The 19,685-nt window shown below is 43.5% G+C and carries 20 protein-coding genes and 2 riboswitches; of the genes, 1 reads left to right on the top strand and 19 read right to left on the bottom strand.

Features of this window, described 5'->3' with window-relative positions:
• Positions 1–348: 348 nt before the first annotated feature.
• Complete coding sequence (locus tag CPZ25_RS07275) at positions 349–2,529, top strand: EAL domain-containing protein (RefSeq protein WP_167495187.1); 2,181 nt, start codon at positions 349–351, stop codon at positions 2,527–2,529.
• 43 nt (positions 2,530–2,572) lie between these two features.
• Here the strand turns inward: CPZ25_RS07275 and hydF are convergent, their stop codons facing one another.
• The 19 genes from hydF to CPZ25_RS07175 form a co-directional block, all read right to left on the bottom strand.
• Complete coding sequence (gene hydF, locus CPZ25_RS07270; RefSeq protein ID WP_096920652.1) at positions 2,573–3,766, bottom strand: [FeFe] hydrogenase H-cluster maturation GTPase HydF; 1,194 nt, start codon at positions 3,764–3,766, stop codon at positions 2,573–2,575.
• Between the two features lie 31 nt (positions 3,767–3,797).
• On the bottom strand, positions 3,798–5,216 hold the full coding sequence (hydG, locus tag CPZ25_RS07265) for a [FeFe] hydrogenase H-cluster radical SAM maturase HydG (RefSeq protein ID WP_058693904.1): 1,419 nt from the start codon (positions 5,214–5,216) through the stop codon (positions 3,798–3,800).
• Positions 5,217–5,238: 22 nt separating this feature from the next.
• On the bottom strand, positions 5,239–6,279 hold the full coding sequence (hydE, locus tag CPZ25_RS07260; RefSeq protein ID WP_096920653.1) for a [FeFe] hydrogenase H-cluster radical SAM maturase HydE: 1,041 nt from the start codon (positions 6,277–6,279) through the stop codon (positions 5,239–5,241).
• A gap of 3 nt (positions 6,280–6,282) precedes the next feature.
• Positions 6,283–6,537: a TM1266 family iron-only hydrogenase system putative regulator gene (locus CPZ25_RS07255; RefSeq protein ID WP_058693906.1), complete on the bottom strand. Its 255-nt coding sequence runs from the start codon at positions 6,535–6,537 to the stop codon at positions 6,283–6,285.
• A gap of 462 nt (positions 6,538–6,999) precedes the next feature.
• Entirely contained in the window at positions 7,000–7,479 is a 480-nt protein-coding gene (locus CPZ25_RS07250; RefSeq protein ID WP_074617221.1) for an S-ribosylhomocysteine lyase, read from the bottom strand.
• On the bottom strand, positions 7,476–8,018 hold the full coding sequence (locus CPZ25_RS07245; protein ID WP_096920654.1) for a Holliday junction resolvase RecU: 543 nt from the start codon (positions 8,016–8,018) through the stop codon (positions 7,476–7,478). Before CPZ25_RS07245 ends, CPZ25_RS07250 begins: the two co-directional genes overlap by 4 nt.
• A gap of 1 nt (position 8,019) precedes the next feature.
• Positions 8,020–8,988: an RluA family pseudouridine synthase gene (locus CPZ25_RS07240; RefSeq protein ID WP_096920655.1), complete on the bottom strand. Its 969-nt coding sequence runs from the start codon at positions 8,986–8,988 to the stop codon at positions 8,020–8,022.
• Between the two features lie 91 nt (positions 8,989–9,079).
• Entirely contained in the window at positions 9,080–10,009 is a 930-nt protein-coding gene (gene fba, locus CPZ25_RS07235; RefSeq protein ID WP_058693910.1) for a class II fructose-1,6-bisphosphate aldolase, read from the bottom strand.
• A gap of 202 nt (positions 10,010–10,211) precedes the next feature.
• Entirely contained in the window at positions 10,212–11,036 is an 825-nt protein-coding gene (folK, locus tag CPZ25_RS07230; protein WP_096920656.1) for a 2-amino-4-hydroxy-6-hydroxymethyldihydropteridine diphosphokinase, read from the bottom strand.
• A 2-nt stretch (positions 11,037–11,038) separates the two neighbouring features.
• Positions 11,039–11,845, bottom strand: a complete 807-nt coding sequence (gene folP, locus CPZ25_RS07225; protein ID WP_096920657.1) for a dihydropteroate synthase — start codon at positions 11,843–11,845, stop codon at positions 11,039–11,041.
• Between the two features lie 15 nt (positions 11,846–11,860).
• On the bottom strand, positions 11,861–12,346 hold the full coding sequence (locus CPZ25_RS07220; protein ID WP_096920658.1) for an HD domain-containing protein: 486 nt from the start codon (positions 12,344–12,346) through the stop codon (positions 11,861–11,863).
• Entirely contained in the window at positions 12,343–12,903 is a 561-nt protein-coding gene (folE, locus tag CPZ25_RS07215; protein ID WP_074617226.1) for a GTP cyclohydrolase I FolE, read from the bottom strand. Before folE ends, CPZ25_RS07220 begins: the two co-directional genes overlap by 4 nt.
• Positions 12,904–13,010: 107 nt before the next feature.
• Positions 13,011–13,103: riboswitch (THF riboswitch) on the bottom strand.
• A gap of 97 nt (positions 13,104–13,200) precedes the next feature.
• Positions 13,201–13,956, bottom strand: a complete 756-nt coding sequence (locus tag CPZ25_RS07210) for a folate family ECF transporter S component (RefSeq protein ID WP_038352668.1) — start codon at positions 13,954–13,956, stop codon at positions 13,201–13,203.
• 126 nt (positions 13,957–14,082) lie between these two features.
• Positions 14,083–14,174: riboswitch (THF riboswitch) on the bottom strand.
• 332 nt (positions 14,175–14,506) lie between these two features.
• On the bottom strand, positions 14,507–15,595 hold the full coding sequence (locus CPZ25_RS07200) for a site-specific integrase (protein ID WP_096920660.1): 1,089 nt from the start codon (positions 15,593–15,595) through the stop codon (positions 14,507–14,509).
• Between the two features lie 117 nt (positions 15,596–15,712).
• Entirely contained in the window at positions 15,713–16,156 is a 444-nt protein-coding gene (locus CPZ25_RS07195; protein WP_096920661.1) for an ImmA/IrrE family metallo-endopeptidase, read from the bottom strand.
• A gap of 144 nt (positions 16,157–16,300) precedes the next feature.
• Positions 16,301–16,972, bottom strand: a complete 672-nt coding sequence (locus tag CPZ25_RS07190; RefSeq protein WP_096920662.1) for a hypothetical protein — start codon at positions 16,970–16,972, stop codon at positions 16,301–16,303.
• Positions 16,973–16,974: 2 nt separating this feature from the next.
• Positions 16,975–17,838: a hypothetical protein gene (locus tag CPZ25_RS07185; RefSeq protein ID WP_096920663.1), complete on the bottom strand. Its 864-nt coding sequence runs from the start codon at positions 17,836–17,838 to the stop codon at positions 16,975–16,977.
• 11 nt (positions 17,839–17,849) lie between these two features.
• Positions 17,850–18,410, bottom strand: coding sequence for an Ada metal-binding domain-containing protein (locus CPZ25_RS07180; RefSeq protein ID WP_096920664.1), 561 nt, complete (start codon positions 18,408–18,410; stop codon positions 17,850–17,852).
• Positions 18,411–18,557: 147 nt separating this feature from the next.
• Positions 18,558–19,652: a type I restriction endonuclease gene (locus CPZ25_RS07175; RefSeq protein ID WP_096920665.1), complete on the bottom strand. Its 1,095-nt coding sequence runs from the start codon at positions 19,650–19,652 to the stop codon at positions 18,558–18,560.
• Positions 19,653–19,685: the final 33 nt, after the last annotated feature.

Raw genomic sequence — 19,685 nt, 5'->3', positions numbered from 1 at the left:
CGGCAAATTTTCCGGAATGTTTTTTTATGCTTGAAATGCCTATAATATGCGGATTTTGTTGAATGAAAATATTTCATACCGTTTTCTGTGGTAGACAGAAGTATAGCCATATGGTACAATAAAACATACCCCCAAAGTAGAAGGTTTTAAGGATATAAAATGAAACGTCAAATTTTACGGAAAAGCTCTCCAAAAGAGGAGAAAGATAACCTTTTTTATTTTACACTTCTGCGAATCTTAATTCTCGTATTTGTGGCGATGTTGATTGGGTCCATGATTTTAACGTATTTTTTCAACTTGGATATTTATCGAAATAACCTCCGACACCAAACAGAAACCGCAGAGGCGATGCTTGCAGATACCATTGACAACCTGGGTGATGAAACCCTTTATCTCAGCACCAGTGCCAGTATCAGTACACTGCTGGAAGGTGGGGAGGGTATCGCTGATGGAGGCGATAGAGAAAAGGAAGCGATCCATGTGGTCGAAGAGGCTGTGAAGCTGATGCCAAACTATGTCGGTATGCGTATTCTGGGAAAAGATAATCGGATTTATCTTAAAAATACAGCGCTTCAGGTTATTGACGAGCTGGATAGCAGTACAATGGATAACACGCCGGATTATTTTCAGGGAGTCTCATACCGGGTAGATTTTACCACTTATAAAGATGAAGCTGTGGTAGAGGTATGTGCTCCGGTCTGGTCTGCAGACGGCGAGTACCTTGGTTGCATCAGCTTGTATTATGATAATGATTTTATCAGTCTGCCCGACAGCGAAAATGAGCGGAGCACGATTCTGTTTGACAGTGACAGCTGGATGCCGGTAGCAACAAAAGGGGATCTCAGTCTCAGCGATGCCAACGAAGAAGTGGTCAACTGTTCTGGACTTTTGGAAGGAATAATCGAAACCGAAAATACATACGATTCCTTTACCTATGCCGACTCGGATGGGCAAAAAATGATCGGCTTTGTGGCCAGGGACGATCAGTATCCTATGGCGCTTATGACCTCTGTAAGCAGCCGAGTAATCTTCCAAACGATTTTGAAGTACTCGGCCTATCAGATTGTTTTGACCATTATTTTACTGGGTATTTTTGGTTTTGTGCTTTATTATTTTTACAGCCGGATGAAACGCCCGGTGCGGGAGATGAAAGAACGATGCCAGCGTATATTTGAAGGTGAAGAAGGACTTGATTTTGGACATTATAATGATGAAGATTTAAACGCCCTGTCTGATACTCTGTTAAGCTATTGTGAAAAACTTGAAAAAGCTGCTTTTATGGACTTTCATCTGAATTTGGCGAATTTTCCGAAGGGCTATCAGGATATTCTTCGCTTTATTCGAAAAAAGGAACCTTTTACAATCTATATGCTCGACGTGGCAAATTTTGGAAAATACAATCGGATTTTTTCGATTGAAACCGGGAATGAGATTCTTTTGAGCATTAGCAGTGGCCTCCAAAAGATTTTTGGAGATCAGATCTATCATGTCTACGGCGACCGTTTTATGGGCATAAATGCTATGCAGGATGGTGATGATGGAATTCAGCTGGAACTGCAAAAGCTGATGGATTCAGAGATAACTGTTGGCGCTGCCAGCTTTCAGCTTAAATACAAGGTTGGTATCTGCCGTTATCCTGAACATGGTGATAATGCTGAGGAACTGGTGAGGAGGCTCTGGCAAGCGCTGAGCTTTGCGAAAAAATTCAGTGAAGAAAGCGTCGTTGTTTATAACCAGACTGTACTCAATGATGTGGAACGTGAGAGTAAAATTCTCGAGCTGCTAAACAAACAGATCGAGCTTCAGAATTTTGACGTTTGGTATCAGCCGGTTTATGATTACAGAAAGAAATGCTATACCACAGCTGAAGCTCTGATGCGTCTTCAGGATGAAAATGGACAGTACATTCCGCCTTATGAGGCCATACGGGTGGCTGAAAAGAATAATCTGGTAACAGAGGTCGGAGAACTGGTATTGAGAAGGGCCTGCAAAACCATGAAGTTTTTGTCAAGCCAGGGAACAAGCATTGAAAATATTACGGTCAATCTGTCGGTACAGCAGCTGGTGGATCAGAATTATGGAAAGAAAACCCTGAATATTATCCATGAATCCGGTATTACGCCGGATCAGATTTGTGTGGAAATCACAGAAGCCTTGCTGCTGCAGTCTTTTCCGGCAGCCATTGATGTCCTGAACCAGATGCATGCAGCCGGAATTTGCATTGTTATGGACAATTTTGGTTCGGGCGAGGGCAATATTTCCTATTTTTCCCAGGTTCCTTTTGCCTTTGTCAAGCTGGATCATCATCTGGTGCAGCAGGTACAGCAGAATCAGGAACAATTTGAGTTTGTTCGGAAAATGGTTGAGATGATCAAAATAAAAGATGTTAAGGTCGTTGCCGAGAGGGTCGAAACAGAAGAAGACCTGAACTGTATGATTCGCTGCGGAGCGGACTACATACAGGGCTACTATTACTCCAGGCCTCTTGAAGAGAATGATTTTTTAGAACTTGTTAAAAAGAAAAGTTAAGCAGAAAACAAAGGAGACAGCGCATTCGCGTTGTCTCCTTTGTTTATACCAGGTCGATTTTATCCAGAATACCTGAAAGGTGGGCGATGGTGACGCCGTAGTTGCACATAGGCACCCCCTGGCTTCGGGCACGTTCAACTCTTGAGAGTACGTGCTTGCGGTTAAACATACAGCCGCCGCAGTGAATCACCAAGTCATAAGGCGTCAGGTCCTGGGGAAAATCATTCCCAGCTACGACGTCAACACTCAGGCCTTTACCGACACGCTTTCTGAGCATGTTTGGAATTTTTTCGCGGCCGATATCCTCTTCGAGAGGCGCGTGGGTGCAGGCCTCTGCGATGAGAATCCTGGAGCTCTCTGTCAAATGGTCAAGAGCCTTGGATCCTTCAACAAAGTAGTCCAGATCGCCCTTGTAAGCGGCAAACAGCACTGAAAAGGAAGTAAGCTTGCTTTCAGGGGGCTTTTTGTCATAAACGGTTTTAAAGACCTGAGAATCTGTGATGATAAGCTTTGGCGGGTTCGCCAGACAGGCGATGGCCTCATCAAAACGGTCAGCAGTGGCGCTGTGGACAATACACTTTTTATCTAAAAGCTCGCGGATCGTCTGTACCTGCGGCAGGATAAGCCGTCCCTTAGGCGCCTGGGTATCCTGTGGCATGATCAGCATGACCAGATCACTGTCTGAACACAAATTGCCAGTAATGCTCTCAGCCTCATAATCCTTGGGAAGTGAGCGGATCAGCGCTTCTCGTATATGATCCATGCCTTCTCTTGTTTTTGCGCTGACAATCAGAGGGGGCACTCCAAGACGGGCTTTGATTTCGAGGGCCAGCGGCTCAATATCGGTCAGAATATCTGATTTGTTGATAACGGGAATAACGGGCGTATTCCGCTTTTTAAAGGCGTCGATCCAGTCGTATTCTTCTTCGGTCTGGGTATCTCCCCAGACTACAAGGGCAATATCAGTTTTATCCATAGCCTTGCGGGTCTGCCCAACGCGCATTTCGCCGAGCTCGCCGACGTCGTCGAAGCCGGCAGTGTCGATAAACATACAGGGGCCGATACCGTGGATCTCCATATATTTGTAAACAGGGTCGGCGGTGGTGCCTGCCACGTCAGAGACCAGTGCGATTTTCTGGCCGGTCAGGGCGTTGATCAATGAAGATTTGCCGCTGTTGCGTTTTCCGTAAATTCCAATATGAAGCCGGTTTGAACGAGGGGTGGATGTTAAGCTCATAGGTACTCCTTTTTAATGTCTGGCAAAACAATCAGAAGCGGAAATCCCGCTGGCCCTGGGAGATGGCCTTGAGATTTTCAATGGCGATATTCCGCACCTTATCTTTTGGAATATCCTTTAATTCTTCGTTAATGACAAAGTCGCCCTTGGCCTTGGTATCTGGACTGGCATAATCCTCAAGGTATTCTTTCAGTGTCATCAGCGCATTGGGCTGGCAGCAGTTGGCGATCTGGCCGGATTTTACCAGGCTCATGAACCGATCTCCAGTACGCCCTTCTCGGTAGCAGGCTGTACAGAAGCTTGGAATATAGCCAAGCTGCAGCAGCCAGTTGACGACTTCATCAAGGGTACGGGTATCGCTGACGTCAAACTGGGCTGAGTTATCCTCTTCCTTTTCAGGCTCGACGTAGCCGCCCACTGAGGTGCTGGAGCCTCCGCTGATCTGGGAAATCCCCAAATCCAGAACTTTTTCACGGGTCTTCTGGGATTCGCGGGTCGAGATAATCATACCGGTGTAAGGCACAGCGATGCGCAGAACAGCGACGATTTTCTGGAAAATTTCATCAGAAATGGCGTCAGAAAAGGAATCGGGATCAATATCATCTGCGGAGCGGATTCGCGGGACAGAGATGGTGTGCGGGCCAACGCCCTTTGCAGCTTCTAGATGCTCGGCGTGCATTAAAAGCCCTACAAAGTCGTAGCGGTACATGTTGAGCCCAAATAAAACGCCGATACCCACATCATCAATGCCGCCGTCCATGGCGCGGTCCATTGCCTCTGTATGGTAAGCGTAGTCATGCTTGGGTCCTGTGGGGTGCAGTTTTTCATAGTTTTCCTTATGGTAGGTTTCCTGGAATAAAATGTAAGTGCCAATGCCGGCATCTTTAAGCTTTTTATAGTTTTCTACTGTAGTGGCGGCAATATTGACATTGACGCGGCGGATCGCGCCGTTTTTATGTTTGATGCCGTAAATGGTCTGGATACTTTCCAGCACATACTCGATGGGATTGTTGGCTGGATCTTCACCGGTCTCCAGCGCCAGGCGCTTATGCCCCATATCCTGAAGGGCAATAACCTCGTCGCGTATTTCCTCCTGAGTCAGTTTTTTTCGCCGGATATGCTTATTCTGGCGGTGATAAGGGCAGTAGACACACCCGTTGATACAGTAATTTGACAGATAAAGCGGAGCGAACATAACAATGCGGTTGCCATAAAATTTCTGTTTGATTTCCTTGGCAAGGGAATACATTTTTTCATTTTCATCCTCAAGATCACATTCCAGTAAAACAGCGGCTTCACGATGGGTCAGACCTTTGCAGTCCGCCGCACGTTCGATGAGGCTGTCGATGAGCTCCCGGTTATTTTTATTGGCTTTTGCATATTCAAGGGTTTCTAAAATTTCTTCATGGTTAATGAACTCGGTTGCGGTTAATGATTCCTTATTGTACATTTTGATACTTCCTTAGCTAAAATTATTTTTTCGCCGCGTCACCGCGGTCTACAGTCAGATCATATCCGATCTGGCGCATACGGTTTTGAAGGCAGGACCGGCACTCAGCTGCCTCGTCACCGGTGCAGATTTTATTGTCATACAAGGCGTATTTTTTTCTCACAGAAAGAGGTGACAGGTTAGGCATCACTACGTTGGCGCCTGCCAGTACACCTTTTTCACGCCCACTGGGGTCAATTGTACCCAGAGCAGTGGTTGCCGGTATCAAGGCGTTTGGCAGCATGAGACGGATCAGCCCGATTAAGAATAGGGTCTGCTCCAGAGTGCCGGGCCTTTCTCTGCCAAAAGGGGTATCCTTCTGGGGAATAAAAGGCCCTATGCCGATCATAGACGGCTCCAGCGCTTTCATGAATAAAAGATCCTCGGCCAGGTGTTCAGCCGTCTGTCCGGGTGAACCAATCATCATGCCAGTGCCCACCTGATAGCCGATCGCTTTAAGATTATAAAGACAGCTCTGGCGTGTTTTGGGAGAAAGCGCTTTTGGGTGCAGGGTGTGGTAATGTGAAAAGTCTGCCGTTTCATGCCTCAGAAGATAACGATTTGCACCGGCAGCGTAGAGACGTTTATAGGATTCAGCGCTGCGTTCCCCCAGGGACAGGGTAATGGCACAGTCAGGGTAAGTCTGACGGATATATCCGACGATACGGCACATCCGGTCGTCGTTAAACCAAGGGTCCTCACCGCCCTGAAGCACAAAAGTCCTGAAGCCCAGTTTGTAGCCTGCGGCACAGCAGTCCATTATGTCATTTTCGGAAAGCCGGTAGCGTTTTACGCGGTCATTACTTCTGCGGATACCACAGTAGTAGCAGTCGTTTTTACAGTAGTTTGAGAATTCAATGAGTCCGCGGGTATAAATCCGGTTTCCATAATATTTTTGAGCCTGACATCGGGCTTTTTTAAAGAGAAAGGCCGAAAGCTCGGGTGTCTGTCCGGCAATCAGACGGACCCATTCCGCTTTTTCCAGCGCCTCATTTTTCTCCAGCTTACAGATTAAGTCTTTCATTCTTTATTGTGATGGTAATTTTGAATAAACGGTTTTGGCATTAACATTGGGCAGCATACCCAGCTTCCCGGATAATGCGCTGATCACATCCGTAGGGGCGTCGACAATGACACTGATAACAGATATGCTGCGCTGCTTGTAGGGAATGCCCATTCTGCCAATAATAAACTCGGAGTAGTCATGCAAGATGGCGTTAAGGCTTTCCACCGATTCGGGGTTTTCAACAATGATTCCGATTAAAGCAATTCGTGTTTCCATAACATCTTCCTTTCTTAGTCAAGTAAAAGTATCAAAATGCAAAAAAGCTCCCTGTGCCGAAAAAGGCTCAGGGAGCGATCATAACAAAATAAGGCTTGCCGATTTCATTAAAAAATGATCACACTGGCAACCCATGGTTATCTGCCCGCCTTCGCGGTTTGGGAAAATCCCTTACCTTCAGCACGATACTTTTGTAAAAACTGACAGCATAGCTTAGGATTGGCGCGAAGCCTCTCTGACAGCCGGGCTGCTAGCATGAATTTACTATAGCACAGTTTTTAACCGGTTGCAATATTTTTTAATTTGAGAGCAAAATTTTACTTCTATTTAGTTATTTGACATACTGGTGCCGGTGTGGATAAAAGGCTATAGGGTGAGGTATATATTCCTTTTGTCAAGCGCCGATTAAAAAACGGGCTGACGATACAGAGTCGGCAGCCCGCTGAAGCGGTCTTCTTAAGTTTATTCAGGATAAATAAGATTGGCTTCGGTCAGATTCATTAAAACTTCATCGAGAAATTTTTTGGATTCATATTTTGCCATGCCCAGATTCATATCCAGATAGTTACCGCAGTCTCTCGGAGCAGCTCCGGGGACGTCTCCCTCAAAATCAGCCATAAACTTGAAGAGGTCAGTTACCAGAGGAACCACATCCTTTGAGGTAAGGTCGCCCTTCATCAGCAGATAGTAACCGGTACGGCAGCCCATGGGTCCAAAATAGACGATCTTTTCGCTGAGTTCAGGGTCATTGCGCAGATAGGTAGCGCCGAGATGTTCGATGGTATGGAGCTCAGCGGTGTTGATGACCGGCTCGCGGTTCGGCTCCTTCATGCGGATATCAAAGGTGGTGATACAGTCGTCGCCGCAGTAATCCTTGCGTGAAACGTAAATTCCACGCAGCAAATCAATATGGTTAACAGTAAAGCTTGCGATTTTTTTCATGATGTTTCTCCTTTATTATTTAAGTAGACGTTAAGCGTCTCAAGGTAGTGCACCAGAATATTGCCGCAGGGATGAATCTGATATTTTTTATCAAAGGCAGCGTAGGGAATAGACTTGCGGCCATCTTTTTTGGCAGCGTCCCAGTAGGCCTTTAAAGTCTCGTAGGGCAATAAGTAGTGTTCATCAAATAGTTTAAACCAAACGATGAGAAAAGACAAGCCCTCCTGCCGGTTAAAGGCGTCCATGAACTCGATCTGGTGCTCGTGTATATTGGCGATAGGAAGCCGCTTCTGGTTGGTCTCCTTGGCGTCAAAACAGATGGGAATCCCCTGGACATTGCCCATGTAATCGACGGTGCTTTTTTCTTCAAAGTAAGCCAGCTTAATGGTTCCCTTGCCTGGGTCCAGCTCTATGGGCTTAATGGCGGTCGGAAGCTTCTGGACAACAGCCAGCCCCTGCTCAAGGTAAATTTTGTTGGTCTGGTTAATACATTCTTCAAGATAGCTGCCGCGCAGACCGCGGCTGTGCCAGTATCCCATGCTAAAACGCCTCCCTGTCCAGTTTCAGATCCTTTAAAAGTTGCTTAAAGAGCGGCGGATAGGGAGCTGTGAAATCGTAGCCCAGGTCTTTTATAGCATAGTGCCGGCTGTGCAGTAAATGGTGATTTAAACCATACTTCTGATTAAACTGACGGTTGATGGAGGGATCGCCATACTTGTAGTCGCCGATGATGGGAAAGCCATAGTCGGTAAGCTGTGAACGAATCTGGTGAGAACGCCCGGTGTGAAGCGTTACCTCCAGAAGCGTGAATCTGCCATTATCTGTGAGGGGGCAGTAGTCCATCCGAACCTCTTTAGCGCCTTTTCCGGACTGGCTTTGGATGGCTGATTTATTTTCGGTGGTGTCTTTGGTTAAAAAGCCGGTAAGGGTGCCAGGCTTTTTCAATACGCCAGATACAATGGTGTGATATTCTTTTAAAGCCTGTCGCTCCCGAATAGCGGCGTTCACTGCCTGTAAGGTCGGATAATCCTTTGGCATGAGAATAATACCGCTGGTGTTGCGGTCCAGTCTGTTAGAAATGACGACGTCAAAAGCCTCTGTGTTGCCGGGCGTATTTTTTTTCAGGTAGGTCCGTGCTGCATCAATCAAAGAAATGTCGCCGGAGACATCTGCCTGACTTAAAAGGCCGGCGGGTTTGTTGATGACCAGCAGATGATCATCCTCATAAACCGGTGGTTCAAATATTTTTTTGATTTCCGACGTCAGATCAAAATGTCGCTGTGCCTTTTTTTCCTGAAAGCCTGCGATGGTTTCTTCGGAAAAATAAACTTGGACGGTGTCGCCAATGTGGACTGTGTCTTTGGGATCGGCCCGGCCGCCGTTGAGCTTGATTCTTTTTTTGCGCAGCATCTTTTGCAGAAAATTTCTGTCCGCCAGTGGCATCAGCTTGGCCAGGTACCGGTCAAGACGCTGGTTTCCTGAGTTTTCATCAATGGTATATTGTTTCATAAAACTTCCTTGCTCTTTTATTGATTGTAGAATGATTATACCATAAAAAATCCGGAATGTCGGGCATTCCGGATTGGATATTCATTTTTGTTTAGAGTTTGCCTGCACAGCCCAGAACGTCTTTAAGCTTATGGGCAACCATGGCTTTAATGGCGGCACGGCCTGGTCCAAGATACTCTCTTGGGTCAAAGACCTGCGGCTGCTCTACAAAGACCTTGCGGATGGAGGCTGTCATGGCCAGTCTCAAATCTGTATCAATGTTGATCTTACAGACGCCCCATTTGGCGGCTTCACGCAGCATATCCTCCGGTACGCCCTGTGCGCCCGGGATGGCGCCGCCGTACTGGTTGCATAAATCGACAAATTCTTTGGGAACACTGGAAGATCCGTGAAGCACCAGCGGATAGCCAGGCAGCAAGCCGGAAATTTTTTCCAGTCTCGGGAAATCCAGCTTTGGAGTACCCTTGAATTTAAAGGCGCCGTGGCTGGTACCTATGGTAATGGCCAGAGAATCACAGCCTGTTCTTTCGACAAATTCAACAGCTTCATCTGGATCGGTAAAAGAAGCTTCGTGGTCGCCTACGTTTACAGCATCTTCAATGCCTGCCAGTTTTCCAAGCTCAGCTTCCACGACGACACCGTGATCGTGCGCGTAATCAGCTACTTTTTTAGTCAACGCGATATTTTCTTCAAAAGGGTATTTGGAGCCGTCGATCATGACAGAGGTAAAACCTCCGTCAACACAGGATTTACAGATTTCAAAATCTGCGCCGTGGTCCAGATGCAGGCATATATCCAGATCAGTGGTTTCAACCGCTGCTTCAACCAGCTTTTTAAGATAAACCGGATTGGCGTATTTTCTGGCGCCGGCGGACACCTGCAAAATCAAAGGAGCCTGTTCTTCCTGTGCGGCTTCAACGATGCCCTGGATAATCTCCATATCGTTTACATTAAAAGCGCCCACAGCGTATTTGCCTTCATATGCTTTCTTAAACATTTCAGTAGATGTTACTAATCCCATTTCAAACCTCCTGAGTCGTCGCTCGTTTAAATTTGTTTGATTTATTTCACTTACCAGTATACTCTTATTGGGTCATTTTAACAATACAAAACTTTTGAATTAATGAAATTTTAATAAAAATCCCGGTAAAATCAGGGAAAAAGCCCTGTTTTTACCGGGAACGTTTTTGTCCGTTGTGGGATTAAAAAAGCGCATAAGATTCTCATGCCTCAGACTTTTTTAATTGCTCCATAAGCTCAGTCATGCTTTTGCCAAGCACGGGATGGATGTACCAGGGAGCGATTTCTGCCATGGGTTCCAGTACAAAAAGCCGATCCTGAATTCTGGGGTGTGGAAGGGTAATATGCGGATGGTCGCAGATAAGTCTGTCATAAAATAAAATGTCAAGATCCAGTGTGCGTGGTCCCCAGTGGATAACACGTTGGCGTTTTAGGCGTTTTTCCGTCTCCAGCAGCAGCGTCATGAGATCTGCGGGGGACAGGGTTGTTTTTATTTCTATAACGCCGTTTAAAAAAGCATCTTGATCGGCATATCCCCACGGTTCAGTTTCGATGATGCTGGACTGACAAACCAGGCGGATATCGTTTCGGTTCGTTAGTGAAGCAATGGCGGTCTGAATATTTTTTTCTCGGTCACCGAGGTTTGAGCCAAAGGCAATGAAAGCGCGGTGCCAGCTTCGGCTGATTTCGATGGCGGCGTAATCAAGAGGCTTATGGATGGGCGCCCAGGGCTTTTTCACCAGGACGGTTACGCCCTGTACCAGATCATAGCGGCTTAAAATATAATCTGCCAGCTTTTCTCCGGCAGTTTCGATGAGATCATAGCTTTCCCGTTGGAATTCCGTTTCGATTTCTGCGCTGAGCTCACCGTAGTTTACAGATTTGGACAGGTCGCCGGTAACAGCTGCGGCATGCATATCCAATTCAAGGGTAACGGAAATGACAAATTTTTGTCCCAGTCTTTTTTCTTCCTCGAACACACCGTGGTTGGCAAAGACCTCGAGGTCTTTAATATAAAGCTTATCCATAACTAGCCTCTCATGATAGCCGCGGTCATCAGTGCAGCGCGTCGGTTTTCGAGGACATCATGCACTCGGATAATGGAGCATCCCTTCATCACCCCTACAACAGTGGTGGCCATAGTTCCCTCCAGGCGTTGGTCTACCGGCAGGTCAAGGGTATTGCCGATAAAGCTCTTCCGTGAAGTGCCGAGAAGCACAGGATATCCCAGCTTTTGAAGGACCTCCAGATGGTGCATGACGGTCAGGTTGTCATCACTTGTTTTAGCAAAACCAATGCCGGGATCAAGTATAATGGCGTCTTTTGAAACGCCAGCCTTCAGGGCGATGTCAATGGATTCTTGAAGATCAATAAGCATATCCGCCATTAAATCGGTGTAGTCTGTATTTGTGCGGTTGTGCATCAGGCAGCAGGGAACCTGGTATTTTGCTGTTACCTCAGCCAGATGTGGTTCCCGTTTAAAGCCCCAGACATCATTGATAAGGTCTGCGCCGGCTTCGATGGCGGCTTCGCCGACCTTTGCCTTGTAAGTGTCGACAGATATGGGAATATCAAAGCGTTTTCTGATAGCTTTGATCATAGGGATAACGCGGTTCAGTTCATCTTCTTCGCCAAGAGGGGTATGGGAAGGTCTTGTGGATTCACCGCCGATGTCGATAATGTCGGCACCGGCTTCAATCATTTCCTCTGCGTGACGCAGCGCCTGATCCTGAGAATCAAAACGCCCGCCGTCTGAAAAAGAATCAGGCGTAACATTTAAAATTCCCATTATATACACATGGTTTTTTAAATCAAAATCTTTATTGCCAATTTTCATTTTGTCTCCTTGAGGTTAATAGGTGATTTCTAAATTTTTCTTTTCATTGTTCCAGTTACACTCTTCCTGAGCAGCACAGCCATAGCAGGCCCGGGATTTTTTATCGGCCTGATAAAAAACCGCATTAAAGCCCTGGGTACCAGCAGTGCGGTGAGACAGGATCGCTTCTAAAATAACCGACTGATCTTCTGAGGAAAAGTCCAGATGTCTGAGAAGGCCAACGGCAAGATCGTGAGAAGCCCGTTCGTGGGGGGTCCCGTTTTCGTACTGGACAAAACGTCCGATATCATGCAGCAGAGCAGTCGTATAAATAAGATCTCGATTCAGGCTCAGGCCCTCTTCATTCGCAATGACAGCCGCGATTCTGGCAACATCCAGAAAGTGAGCCAGATTATGACGGCAAAGACGGCGGTCTTTTTCATGAACTTCGATTCGTTGCAGATAATCCTGGTATTCCGGAAGATTCAGTAGTCGGTTGGTCTGGGTGAGTTTTGAGCTCATGCTCGTATTCCTAGAAGATTGTAGACGTCGTTTTTCAGGCTGGCGTCTGTTTTTAAGATACCATCGCTCATGGCGGTTACGGTCTTTGTGCCGGGACGCTTGACACCGCGCATGTTCATGCAGAGATGTTCGGCTTCAATAATGACCATTACGCCCTGGGCGTTTAGATATTCCATGATGGCGCTGCCGATTTCTGAGGTCAGTTTTTCTTGAAGCTGGGGTTTCTTCGCGTAAACATCTACAGTCCTCACCAGCTTTGAGAGGCCGGCAACTTTACCATTTGGTACATAGGCGATGTGCACCTTTCCGTAGAAAGGCAGAAAATGGTGTTCACACATGGAATAGAAAGGAATGTCCCGTTCAATGACAAGATCATTGGACTCGATGGTAAAAGATTTTGACAGGTGTTCTTCGGCTGTTTGCCCGATACCAGCAAAGATTTCTTCATACATTCTCGCAATACGGTCGGGTGTGTCTACAAGGCCCTCACGCTGGGGATCTTCGCCGATGGCTTCAATCAGCATAGTAACAGCTTCCATAATTTTTTCTTTGTTCATTTGTGTTCCTCCAATATTGAACGCTATAAATTATTAAAAATAAACACAAAAAGCACTGCTCGGTAAAAAGAGCAGTGCTTCCGCAACCTACAATCCCCATCGTAGGGCACAGCGGAAGCGATAAGACACCGCAATGACCTATTTTCGTTTAAAGGCAACTTCCCATCCTTTAACACTTCACGCGTCTTATCTACTCTGTTTATCATTAATTGTGTCTATCTTACCACTATTGCAATAGGTTTTCAATGATAAGATTTAGAAATATAAAAAGAGCTGTTTTTACACAGCTCCTGAAACCTATTTTTTTACAAATTTTGGCAATACCTTCAGTAATCCCACTAAGGCGATTGTGTAAAGTGGTATCAAGAAAATATTGGTGATAATCCGCGCGGGTAAAAGCACGGTTACTGCCTGACCATACAAAATGGTTAAAAACCAGGTGTTCAAAATAATGGAAGTTATCAGTTGGGTCACACTGACGATGAACAGAATATAGTCGCTTCGGTATTCTCCGAGCACCTCGGAACGCCTGACCGTGATGATGGGAAAGATCACAAAGCCGACCATTAAAGCAATAAACAACACTAAAACAAATGGATTCAGTGGTTCACCGGCATAGTAGATTGTGCTGTTTTCAAAGCTGAACAATCCGGTTAATACTAGAACACCAACAGACAACACGATAAAACCAAGGTTAAACCATTCCAGATGCTTGATCTCCTTTTTCCTTAACAGCATCCACAGCAGGCCGGGAATCAACCCTGTCAGGCCGCTGGCAACCGTGAAACCGAGAAAGAATGGACCGCCGGGCTTGATAAAAAAGCACAGCAGATCGGAAATAAAGCCGACGATAAAACCAGCGAGTGGCCCCAATAAAATGCCGGAAAGCATAATTGGGAGAGATGTCAGATTGATTCTGAGGGATGGAAAACCACCCAGAGGAATATACATCTCGAATAAAATTTTCAGCACAATGCTGATGGCAATAAGCAAACCACAATTGACGACCAGTTTCGTACGGGTGGTGCCACGGGATAAAGCATTACTTTTCATGAGAACCTCCTTCAATTTCTGAAAGTAATGCTTCCGCACGCCTACAACTATTGTATCCCGGAGGATAAGACTTGCCTGCATCTGTAGGACAGCCAGGCTCCCTGCGGACAGGGTTGTTGATTTGTACAAGCGGAAGCGACAAGGTACCGCAATGACCTATTTTCGTTTAAAGGCAACTTCCCATCCTTTAACACTTTACGCACCTTGTCTACTCTTTGTATTGATTAGCCCCATCATAGCACAGGTTTATATATTGTGCAATGATTTTTAAGGGTATTATTTAAACACTTACGATGGGGAAAAACGGCTGGTTATGCAGTTTTCAGGCAGGTAGAGAAAAGATTGTTTTTTATGTAAAGGTCTGTTGGGTAAATAAAGAGTATCACAATAAAAAAAGCGGGTCTACCAATTTGGTAAATCCGCCCTGCTTTTTAATGGAGCTGAAGAGGGGAATCGAACCCCTGACCTATTGATTACGAATCAATTTTAAGTGGCTAAATATAGCCACTTATGTAAAATTTAGGACAAAAATAGGACAAAAAGTAAAAAATTATGGTAATTTAGAAAAATCAATCCGGTTTCGGGCATCTTCCACGTTATCGTGAACATATATCTTTTTTGTTATTTCGATATTAGAGTGTCCCATGATTGTTGAGATAACATCTATGGGGGTGCCAGCCTTATAATGAACAGTGCCAAAGCTGTGACGCAGTTCGTGCATATTTAGATTCTGAATGTGCGGATATTTTTTCTGCAAGTCGTTCTTAAAATATTTGAAATTTCTATGGATATAATTCATGCTGTCCATAATTATGTTTGAACCATTACCAATAACAAAAGTATCCAGCTGGATTTGCGCGCCAAAAAATTGACAAAATTCATCGTTAATAGGAATATCTCTTATAGAGCAGGCAGTTTTTGGCTCCTTGATTATTGATCGGCCGTGATTGTCGATGGTAGTTGCTTTACGGACATGGAGGATTTTTTTGTAGAAATCAATGTCCGACCATTGCAGAGCACAAATTTCTCCAAGTCGAAGCCCTGCCATTAGGGCTAAAAGGGGGCCATTTCCGTACTTGTGTGTTTTAGCAAACTCAACTACCTGGCGGTATTCTTCGCCTGTATATGCCTGTTTATTTTCGCTTTTTCGGGTCTTTCCAACAACAACTCCTTTCATAGGATTGTGTGTGATCAGGTTAATCGTAACAGCGTGCTCTAAAACGGCCTTAGCAATAATGAACATTTTTTGCGCTTTTGACTTACTAATATCGCTGACACTTCCAAAGATAGCTTGCAAATCGTTGGTGGTAAGCTTAATAACAGGGATGTCTCCAATTGAAGTATTCAGTGTTTTTAGGTTAGCTTTGTAGGTAGAACGATAGGTTACTGGGCTTACAGAAGGGCGTTTGAATTTATCCAGCCATTCTTCCGAAAACTCTTTAAAAGTTATGAACTCCTGTTTACGATCTTCTTCAAACTTTTCTTGCTGGTAAGCTCGATACTTGGCTTCTATCTCTTTGTTATTTCGGCCATAAAAACTTTTTCGGATTGCTTTTCCATCTGGGGTATAGCCAATGGTATATTTTGCCTGTTTTAATGGTTTTGCTTTTTTCTTTTTTGGTTTTAGTCTTTCAGGCATAGTGAACCTCCTTGGAAGTAATATTACTGATTGTTTGCAGTTTTGAGCAAACGTATTGCCTTTTTTAAAGGAAAATGTAAAACGAATGTTCTTGTTTGTGGTTAAAAAAAATACTGTTCAGGCGGCCAAATGGTCTATCAACGTTTTTCTAAAAAGAATGAACTCGATAGGTACTCCGTACTTTTCGGCAAGTTCTTCATCATATAAACATTTCAGATCTTCTAGGAAAAGGGATTCTTCTATTAGAAAATAGGCAGCAAAAGCTTCGGCCTGACATTCGCATTTACGTGTGTTAAAAGGATTTTGACGAAAAGAGTTAAAGTCATGTAAAAAGATGTGGCCAACTTCATGAGCAAGTAAACGGCGATATTCAGGTGTTTCGGCGTAAGGCATCATAATAGTGTCACCAATCACACAAGCTTTTGTTATGTCTGGTAAAATCATAATGTCATAGTCTAAGTCAATCAAAATTTGTTCGATGTCCGCAATTGGAACTGGAAAGGTATTAATGTTAAACTCGTCGTGAATCTCGGCCACTTTTTTAGAAATAAAATAGTACATATAATAATCCTCCTATTGGTTGAGAAATATTATAGCACGTATCGAACGAAAGTTCTATATGTAAATAAATGAAAAACAAATGTTTTAAACGTGGAGAGAAAAAGAAATTGTGAAAAGCCCGAATATTCGGGCTATAAGTTCAAATTAGTCAATATTCATTTTTACGACATCTGCAATATTTTTGAATCCGGTATAGTCTCTGGATGAAAAATCGAAATTATTGATTTGTTCAACAGTATATCGAATACGGGCATAAGGCATATGTTGAGTAGTGCCATCTTGAGCTACATAGTCACCGTTATAATTAATTATAACTGATGAGTATTCTTCTGCAAGTTTCGGGTATTCTTTTAGATATTCACAAAGATCGTAAGCATTATTAAATACAGCCGATTTTGCCATGTAATCTGGCATATCCGCATCAACTGTGAGTTCATAACTACCATCCGGTTTTAGTGTACTGGTAGTAGTGGTATTTTTTAAGTTGGTTTTATCAATAGCTGACTGAACAGAAATTATCCCTTCTGACGAATCGGAGGATGGAGATGAAGCCTCTGGTGTTGATGTGGGCGTTGTGTTGGAAACAGCAGCAGAAGTCCCATCTGAGAAACCTTTTTCAAAATCTTTTGACGCAGATCCAGTGGCTACAATGGATATAATTATAATTAACGTCCATACTGCCATTAAAATAGTTCCGATAATTCTTACACCTTTATTGCTTTTTTTCTGCACCCACAACAGAGCAATTGCAACGGGTGGCAAGAAAATACACATAAGAATAAAAAACCAAGTTTTTTCATAAAATTTTTGTTTCATTTCTACTCCTTATTTTCCTTTTTCATTTTAGCCAGAATGCGTTTTTTCCGGCCTTTAAAGCCATATTTAGTGCCATCGTCATTGAACCCATTTTTTATTGCAAGATCACAAATTTCAATAGCACTGTCGTATTGCTTCATTTTTTCAAAAATAATGGCAAGACGTTTAAATGACGGAATTGGAAGCTTAACTTCCTCTTTTTTGCGTTTCTCGTATTCTCGATCCGTTAGATCCCCGTTTTGCCTCATATCTTCTATTTGTTCGGCATGGCGCTTGACGATCTCGTTATACGCATCATTGTAAATTTCGATGTCCCGTACACAGTAGTCAATGCAGCTATTCACATATATAGGGCTTAAATCACGAAATTTGTAGTAAAACTCTTGCAGATCAACGTACCGATAATGGGTTAAAAGTGGATCGCCTGCGCAATCGAGTAATTCTTGAAGAAGTTCTCTTTCTGTTTCGTAATCAAATTCCTGCTCGTTTTCTTTTTGATTAACATCTTCTTGGGTTTGTGTTGTTTCCTTGACAATAGGTGTCGTTTCTTTTTTTTCTTCAATAACACCATAGTCTATAGACTCATCGGCTACAGGCTCATAAGCGGCATCAGCAACAACAGGCTCCTGTTGGGGTGTGCTAGTGCTAGGCTCTGTTTCAATATTTTTGGGCCTGTAGGATTTTTTGATTTTGCTCCACTTACTGAATAGATATATGGTAATTCCACCAAATAAGACAATTGAGAAAAAATTAAAGTTTTTAAAACCATAAAACATAAATATTAAGCAGAATAGCGCTCCTACAAGGGTTCCGTTACCGTTGTTTTCGCTTTGTGGTGCTTGTGTCTTTTTTTTATTGTCGCTCACGTTTGTCCTCCTTATGGGTCACAGTTTTTACAAGGGTCATAACCGCTGCTTATCGCTTCGTCTCTGGAATCAAAATATTTTCGATTACCTTCTTTTGGAAGTGTATGACAGGATGGTCTGTGAAACTTACCTGTTTTTATATTTCCTATATAAGTGCCAGATGATGCCGGCGCTGAATATTCGCTTGCTGCTGCAGGTTCATCAATAGCTGCAACGGCTGGTGCTTCTTCGGGTTGAGTTTGCTCTATTGTCGGTTCCGGTGTTGGCGCCGGGGTAGGCGTTGGCTTCGGAGTAGGTGTGGGAGTAGGGGCAGGGGTTGGCGTGGGGGTAACAGCAACGGCGGTTGGAGTAGGTTTTGAAGCTATCTGCGTTGAAGAATCGGCGGATGTGTTTGGGGAAAACAATCCTACAACCAGAAAAAAGGCCAACACACCGGATACAATAAACCTTGTCTTTTCTTTAAACAGGTTATTGTGCCACATTAGGTAAAGGCCAACAGGGAAAAACACGATAAGCAAAGTAATAACGAACCACGGGGTTTTCGATATAGGCTGTTTGCTTTGTTTTGACATTTCTTTGCCTCCATAATATAAATCAATGCTTAATTAGTTCAAAAATTTTTGTATATACTACAAAAGAAAGCAAGTTTTTTCTTGCTTCCTCATTTTTGTATTTTAAATCTTGCATAGCACTTATTTGATCCGTTTTTAATCCAGGTATTATCCTATTAACTGTTTTGTTCTTTCTGTGAGTTTATCAGATAAACCGAAGAGGTCATCTAACGACTCAATATCATAGCGAATTTCTTTTTTATTTTCGTCATAGCCGATAACAACAAATTTAACACTTTCTTTTAAAAATATTCTGCACACCCATTTAGATACCATTCCATCAATAAGTATTGCAAAGTAACTCCTAGTATCTTTATAGCTTATTCTTGAGATGTCAAAATCTTTAGCTAGAATAGCTTTTACTGTATAGTAAGCTTGCATTTCATCTTCAGTTGTTACGATTAAATTTTCTGGCTGAATCTCAATTGGTTCTTCTGCTTTGGTTTCGTCATCTTCTGCAGCAGATGTTTCGCTTACTGGATGGGCGTCTTCGTCTTTCAAGGCGTTCTGGATTTTATCATTGACCAGTTCATTTATATATTGAGATATAGATTTTTTTACAATTGGCTTGTATTTGTCAATTACTGACTGTGTCTTCATCCCATCATATACTTCTTGACTAAGGATAAATTTGACAAAATCATCACTTGGATTAATGAATTGTTCTTTTAATACTCTTTTAATCATACTTAAATATTTTAACTCAGAAGCTGTATCAAGAATTTTACTTAGATCAAAATTTTCTTTGCAAAATTTTTTCAGTTCAGCTATCTGGCTATCGCTGATATCTTCTAAATCTATTTCAAAGAAAGGGGTGCTGTCCATTCTATTCTGTTCGTCCAGATCCGTATAAAAACGATAGATTAAACCATTGGTTAAAATTGCAAATTTCGCAGCTGTAGTGCCAAAATATCTGAATAATTGTGAATCATGCTTTTCTAACTGTTGATTAATAGATTTAGCTTCAATTAAAATTGTCAATTTGTCGTTTAGGCATATTGCGTAGTCTACTTTTTCGCCCTTTTTGATTCCTACATCGGCAGTATACTCTGGAATAAATTCCACAGGATTAAAAACATCATACCCTAGAATTTGAAAAAAGGGCATAATAATGGATGTTTTAGTTGCTTCTTCCGTTGAAATGCTGTTCTTCATGGATTTAATTCGTGTAATGAGATTCTTCAAGTTTTCTTCAAAAGCCATTTTCTTCTCCTTTAAATGTGTATTTATATAGTG

This window comes from Eubacterium maltosivorans (assembly GCF_002441855.2).
Classification (GTDB): Bacteria; Bacillota; Clostridia; order Eubacteriales; family Eubacteriaceae; genus Eubacterium; species Eubacterium maltosivorans.
The sequence above is the reverse complement of the archived record's forward strand: the minus strand, read 5'-3'. Positions and strand labels throughout refer to the sequence as shown.

Bases quoted from the DNA above. Each gene is read 5' to 3' on its own strand.
- CPZ25_RS07275 (WP_167495187.1), top strand. From the start codon at position 349: ATGCTTGCAGATACCATTGACAACCTGGGTGATGAAACCCTTTATCTC.
- hydF (WP_096920652.1), bottom strand. From the start codon at position 3,766: ATGAGCTTAACATCCACCCCTCGTTCAAACCGGCTTCATATTGGAATT.
- hydG (WP_058693904.1), bottom strand. From the start codon at position 5,216: ATGTACAATAAGGAATCATTAACCGCAACCGAGTTCATTAACCATGAA.
- hydE (WP_096920653.1), bottom strand. From the start codon at position 6,279: ATGAAAGACTTAATCTGTAAGCTGGAGAAAAATGAGGCGCTGGAAAAA.
- CPZ25_RS07255 (WP_058693906.1), bottom strand. From the start codon at position 6,537: ATGGAAACACGAATTGCTTTAATCGGAATCATTGTTGAAAACCCCGAA.
- CPZ25_RS07250 (WP_074617221.1), bottom strand. From the start codon at position 7,479: ATGAAAAAAATCGCAAGCTTTACTGTTAACCATATTGATTTGCTGCGT.
- CPZ25_RS07245 (WP_096920654.1), bottom strand. From the start codon at position 8,018: ATGGGATACTGGCACAGCCGCGGTCTGCGCGGCAGCTATCTTGAAGAA.
- CPZ25_RS07240 (WP_096920655.1), bottom strand. From the start codon at position 8,988: ATGAAACAATATACCATTGATGAAAACTCAGGAAACCAGCGTCTTGAC.
- fba (WP_058693910.1), bottom strand. From the start codon at position 10,009: ATGGGATTAGTAACATCTACTGAAATGTTTAAGAAAGCATATGAAGGC.
- folK (WP_096920656.1), bottom strand. From the start codon at position 11,036: ATGGATAAGCTTTATATTAAAGACCTCGAGGTCTTTGCCAACCACGGT.
- folP (WP_096920657.1), bottom strand. From the start codon at position 11,845: ATGAAAATTGGCAATAAAGATTTTGATTTAAAAAACCATGTGTATATA.
- CPZ25_RS07220 (WP_096920658.1), bottom strand. From the start codon at position 12,346: ATGAGCTCAAAACTCACCCAGACCAACCGACTACTGAATCTTCCGGAA.
- folE (WP_074617226.1), bottom strand. From the start codon at position 12,903: ATGAACAAAGAAAAAATTATGGAAGCTGTTACTATGCTGATTGAAGCC.
- CPZ25_RS07210 (WP_038352668.1), bottom strand. From the start codon at position 13,956: ATGAAAAGTAATGCTTTATCCCGTGGCACCACCCGTACGAAACTGGTC.
- CPZ25_RS07200 (WP_096920660.1), bottom strand. From the start codon at position 15,595: ATGCCTGAAAGACTAAAACCAAAAAAGAAAAAAGCAAAACCATTAAAA.
- CPZ25_RS07195 (WP_096920661.1), bottom strand. From the start codon at position 16,156: ATGTACTATTTTATTTCTAAAAAAGTGGCCGAGATTCACGACGAGTTT.
- CPZ25_RS07190 (WP_096920662.1), bottom strand. From the start codon at position 16,972: ATGAAACAAAAATTTTATGAAAAAACTTGGTTTTTTATTCTTATGTGT.
- CPZ25_RS07180 (WP_096920664.1), bottom strand. From the start codon at position 18,410: ATGTCAAAACAAAGCAAACAGCCTATATCGAAAACCCCGTGGTTCGTT.
- CPZ25_RS07175 (WP_096920665.1), bottom strand. From the start codon at position 19,652: ATGGCTTTTGAAGAAAACTTGAAGAATCTCATTACACGAATTAAATCC.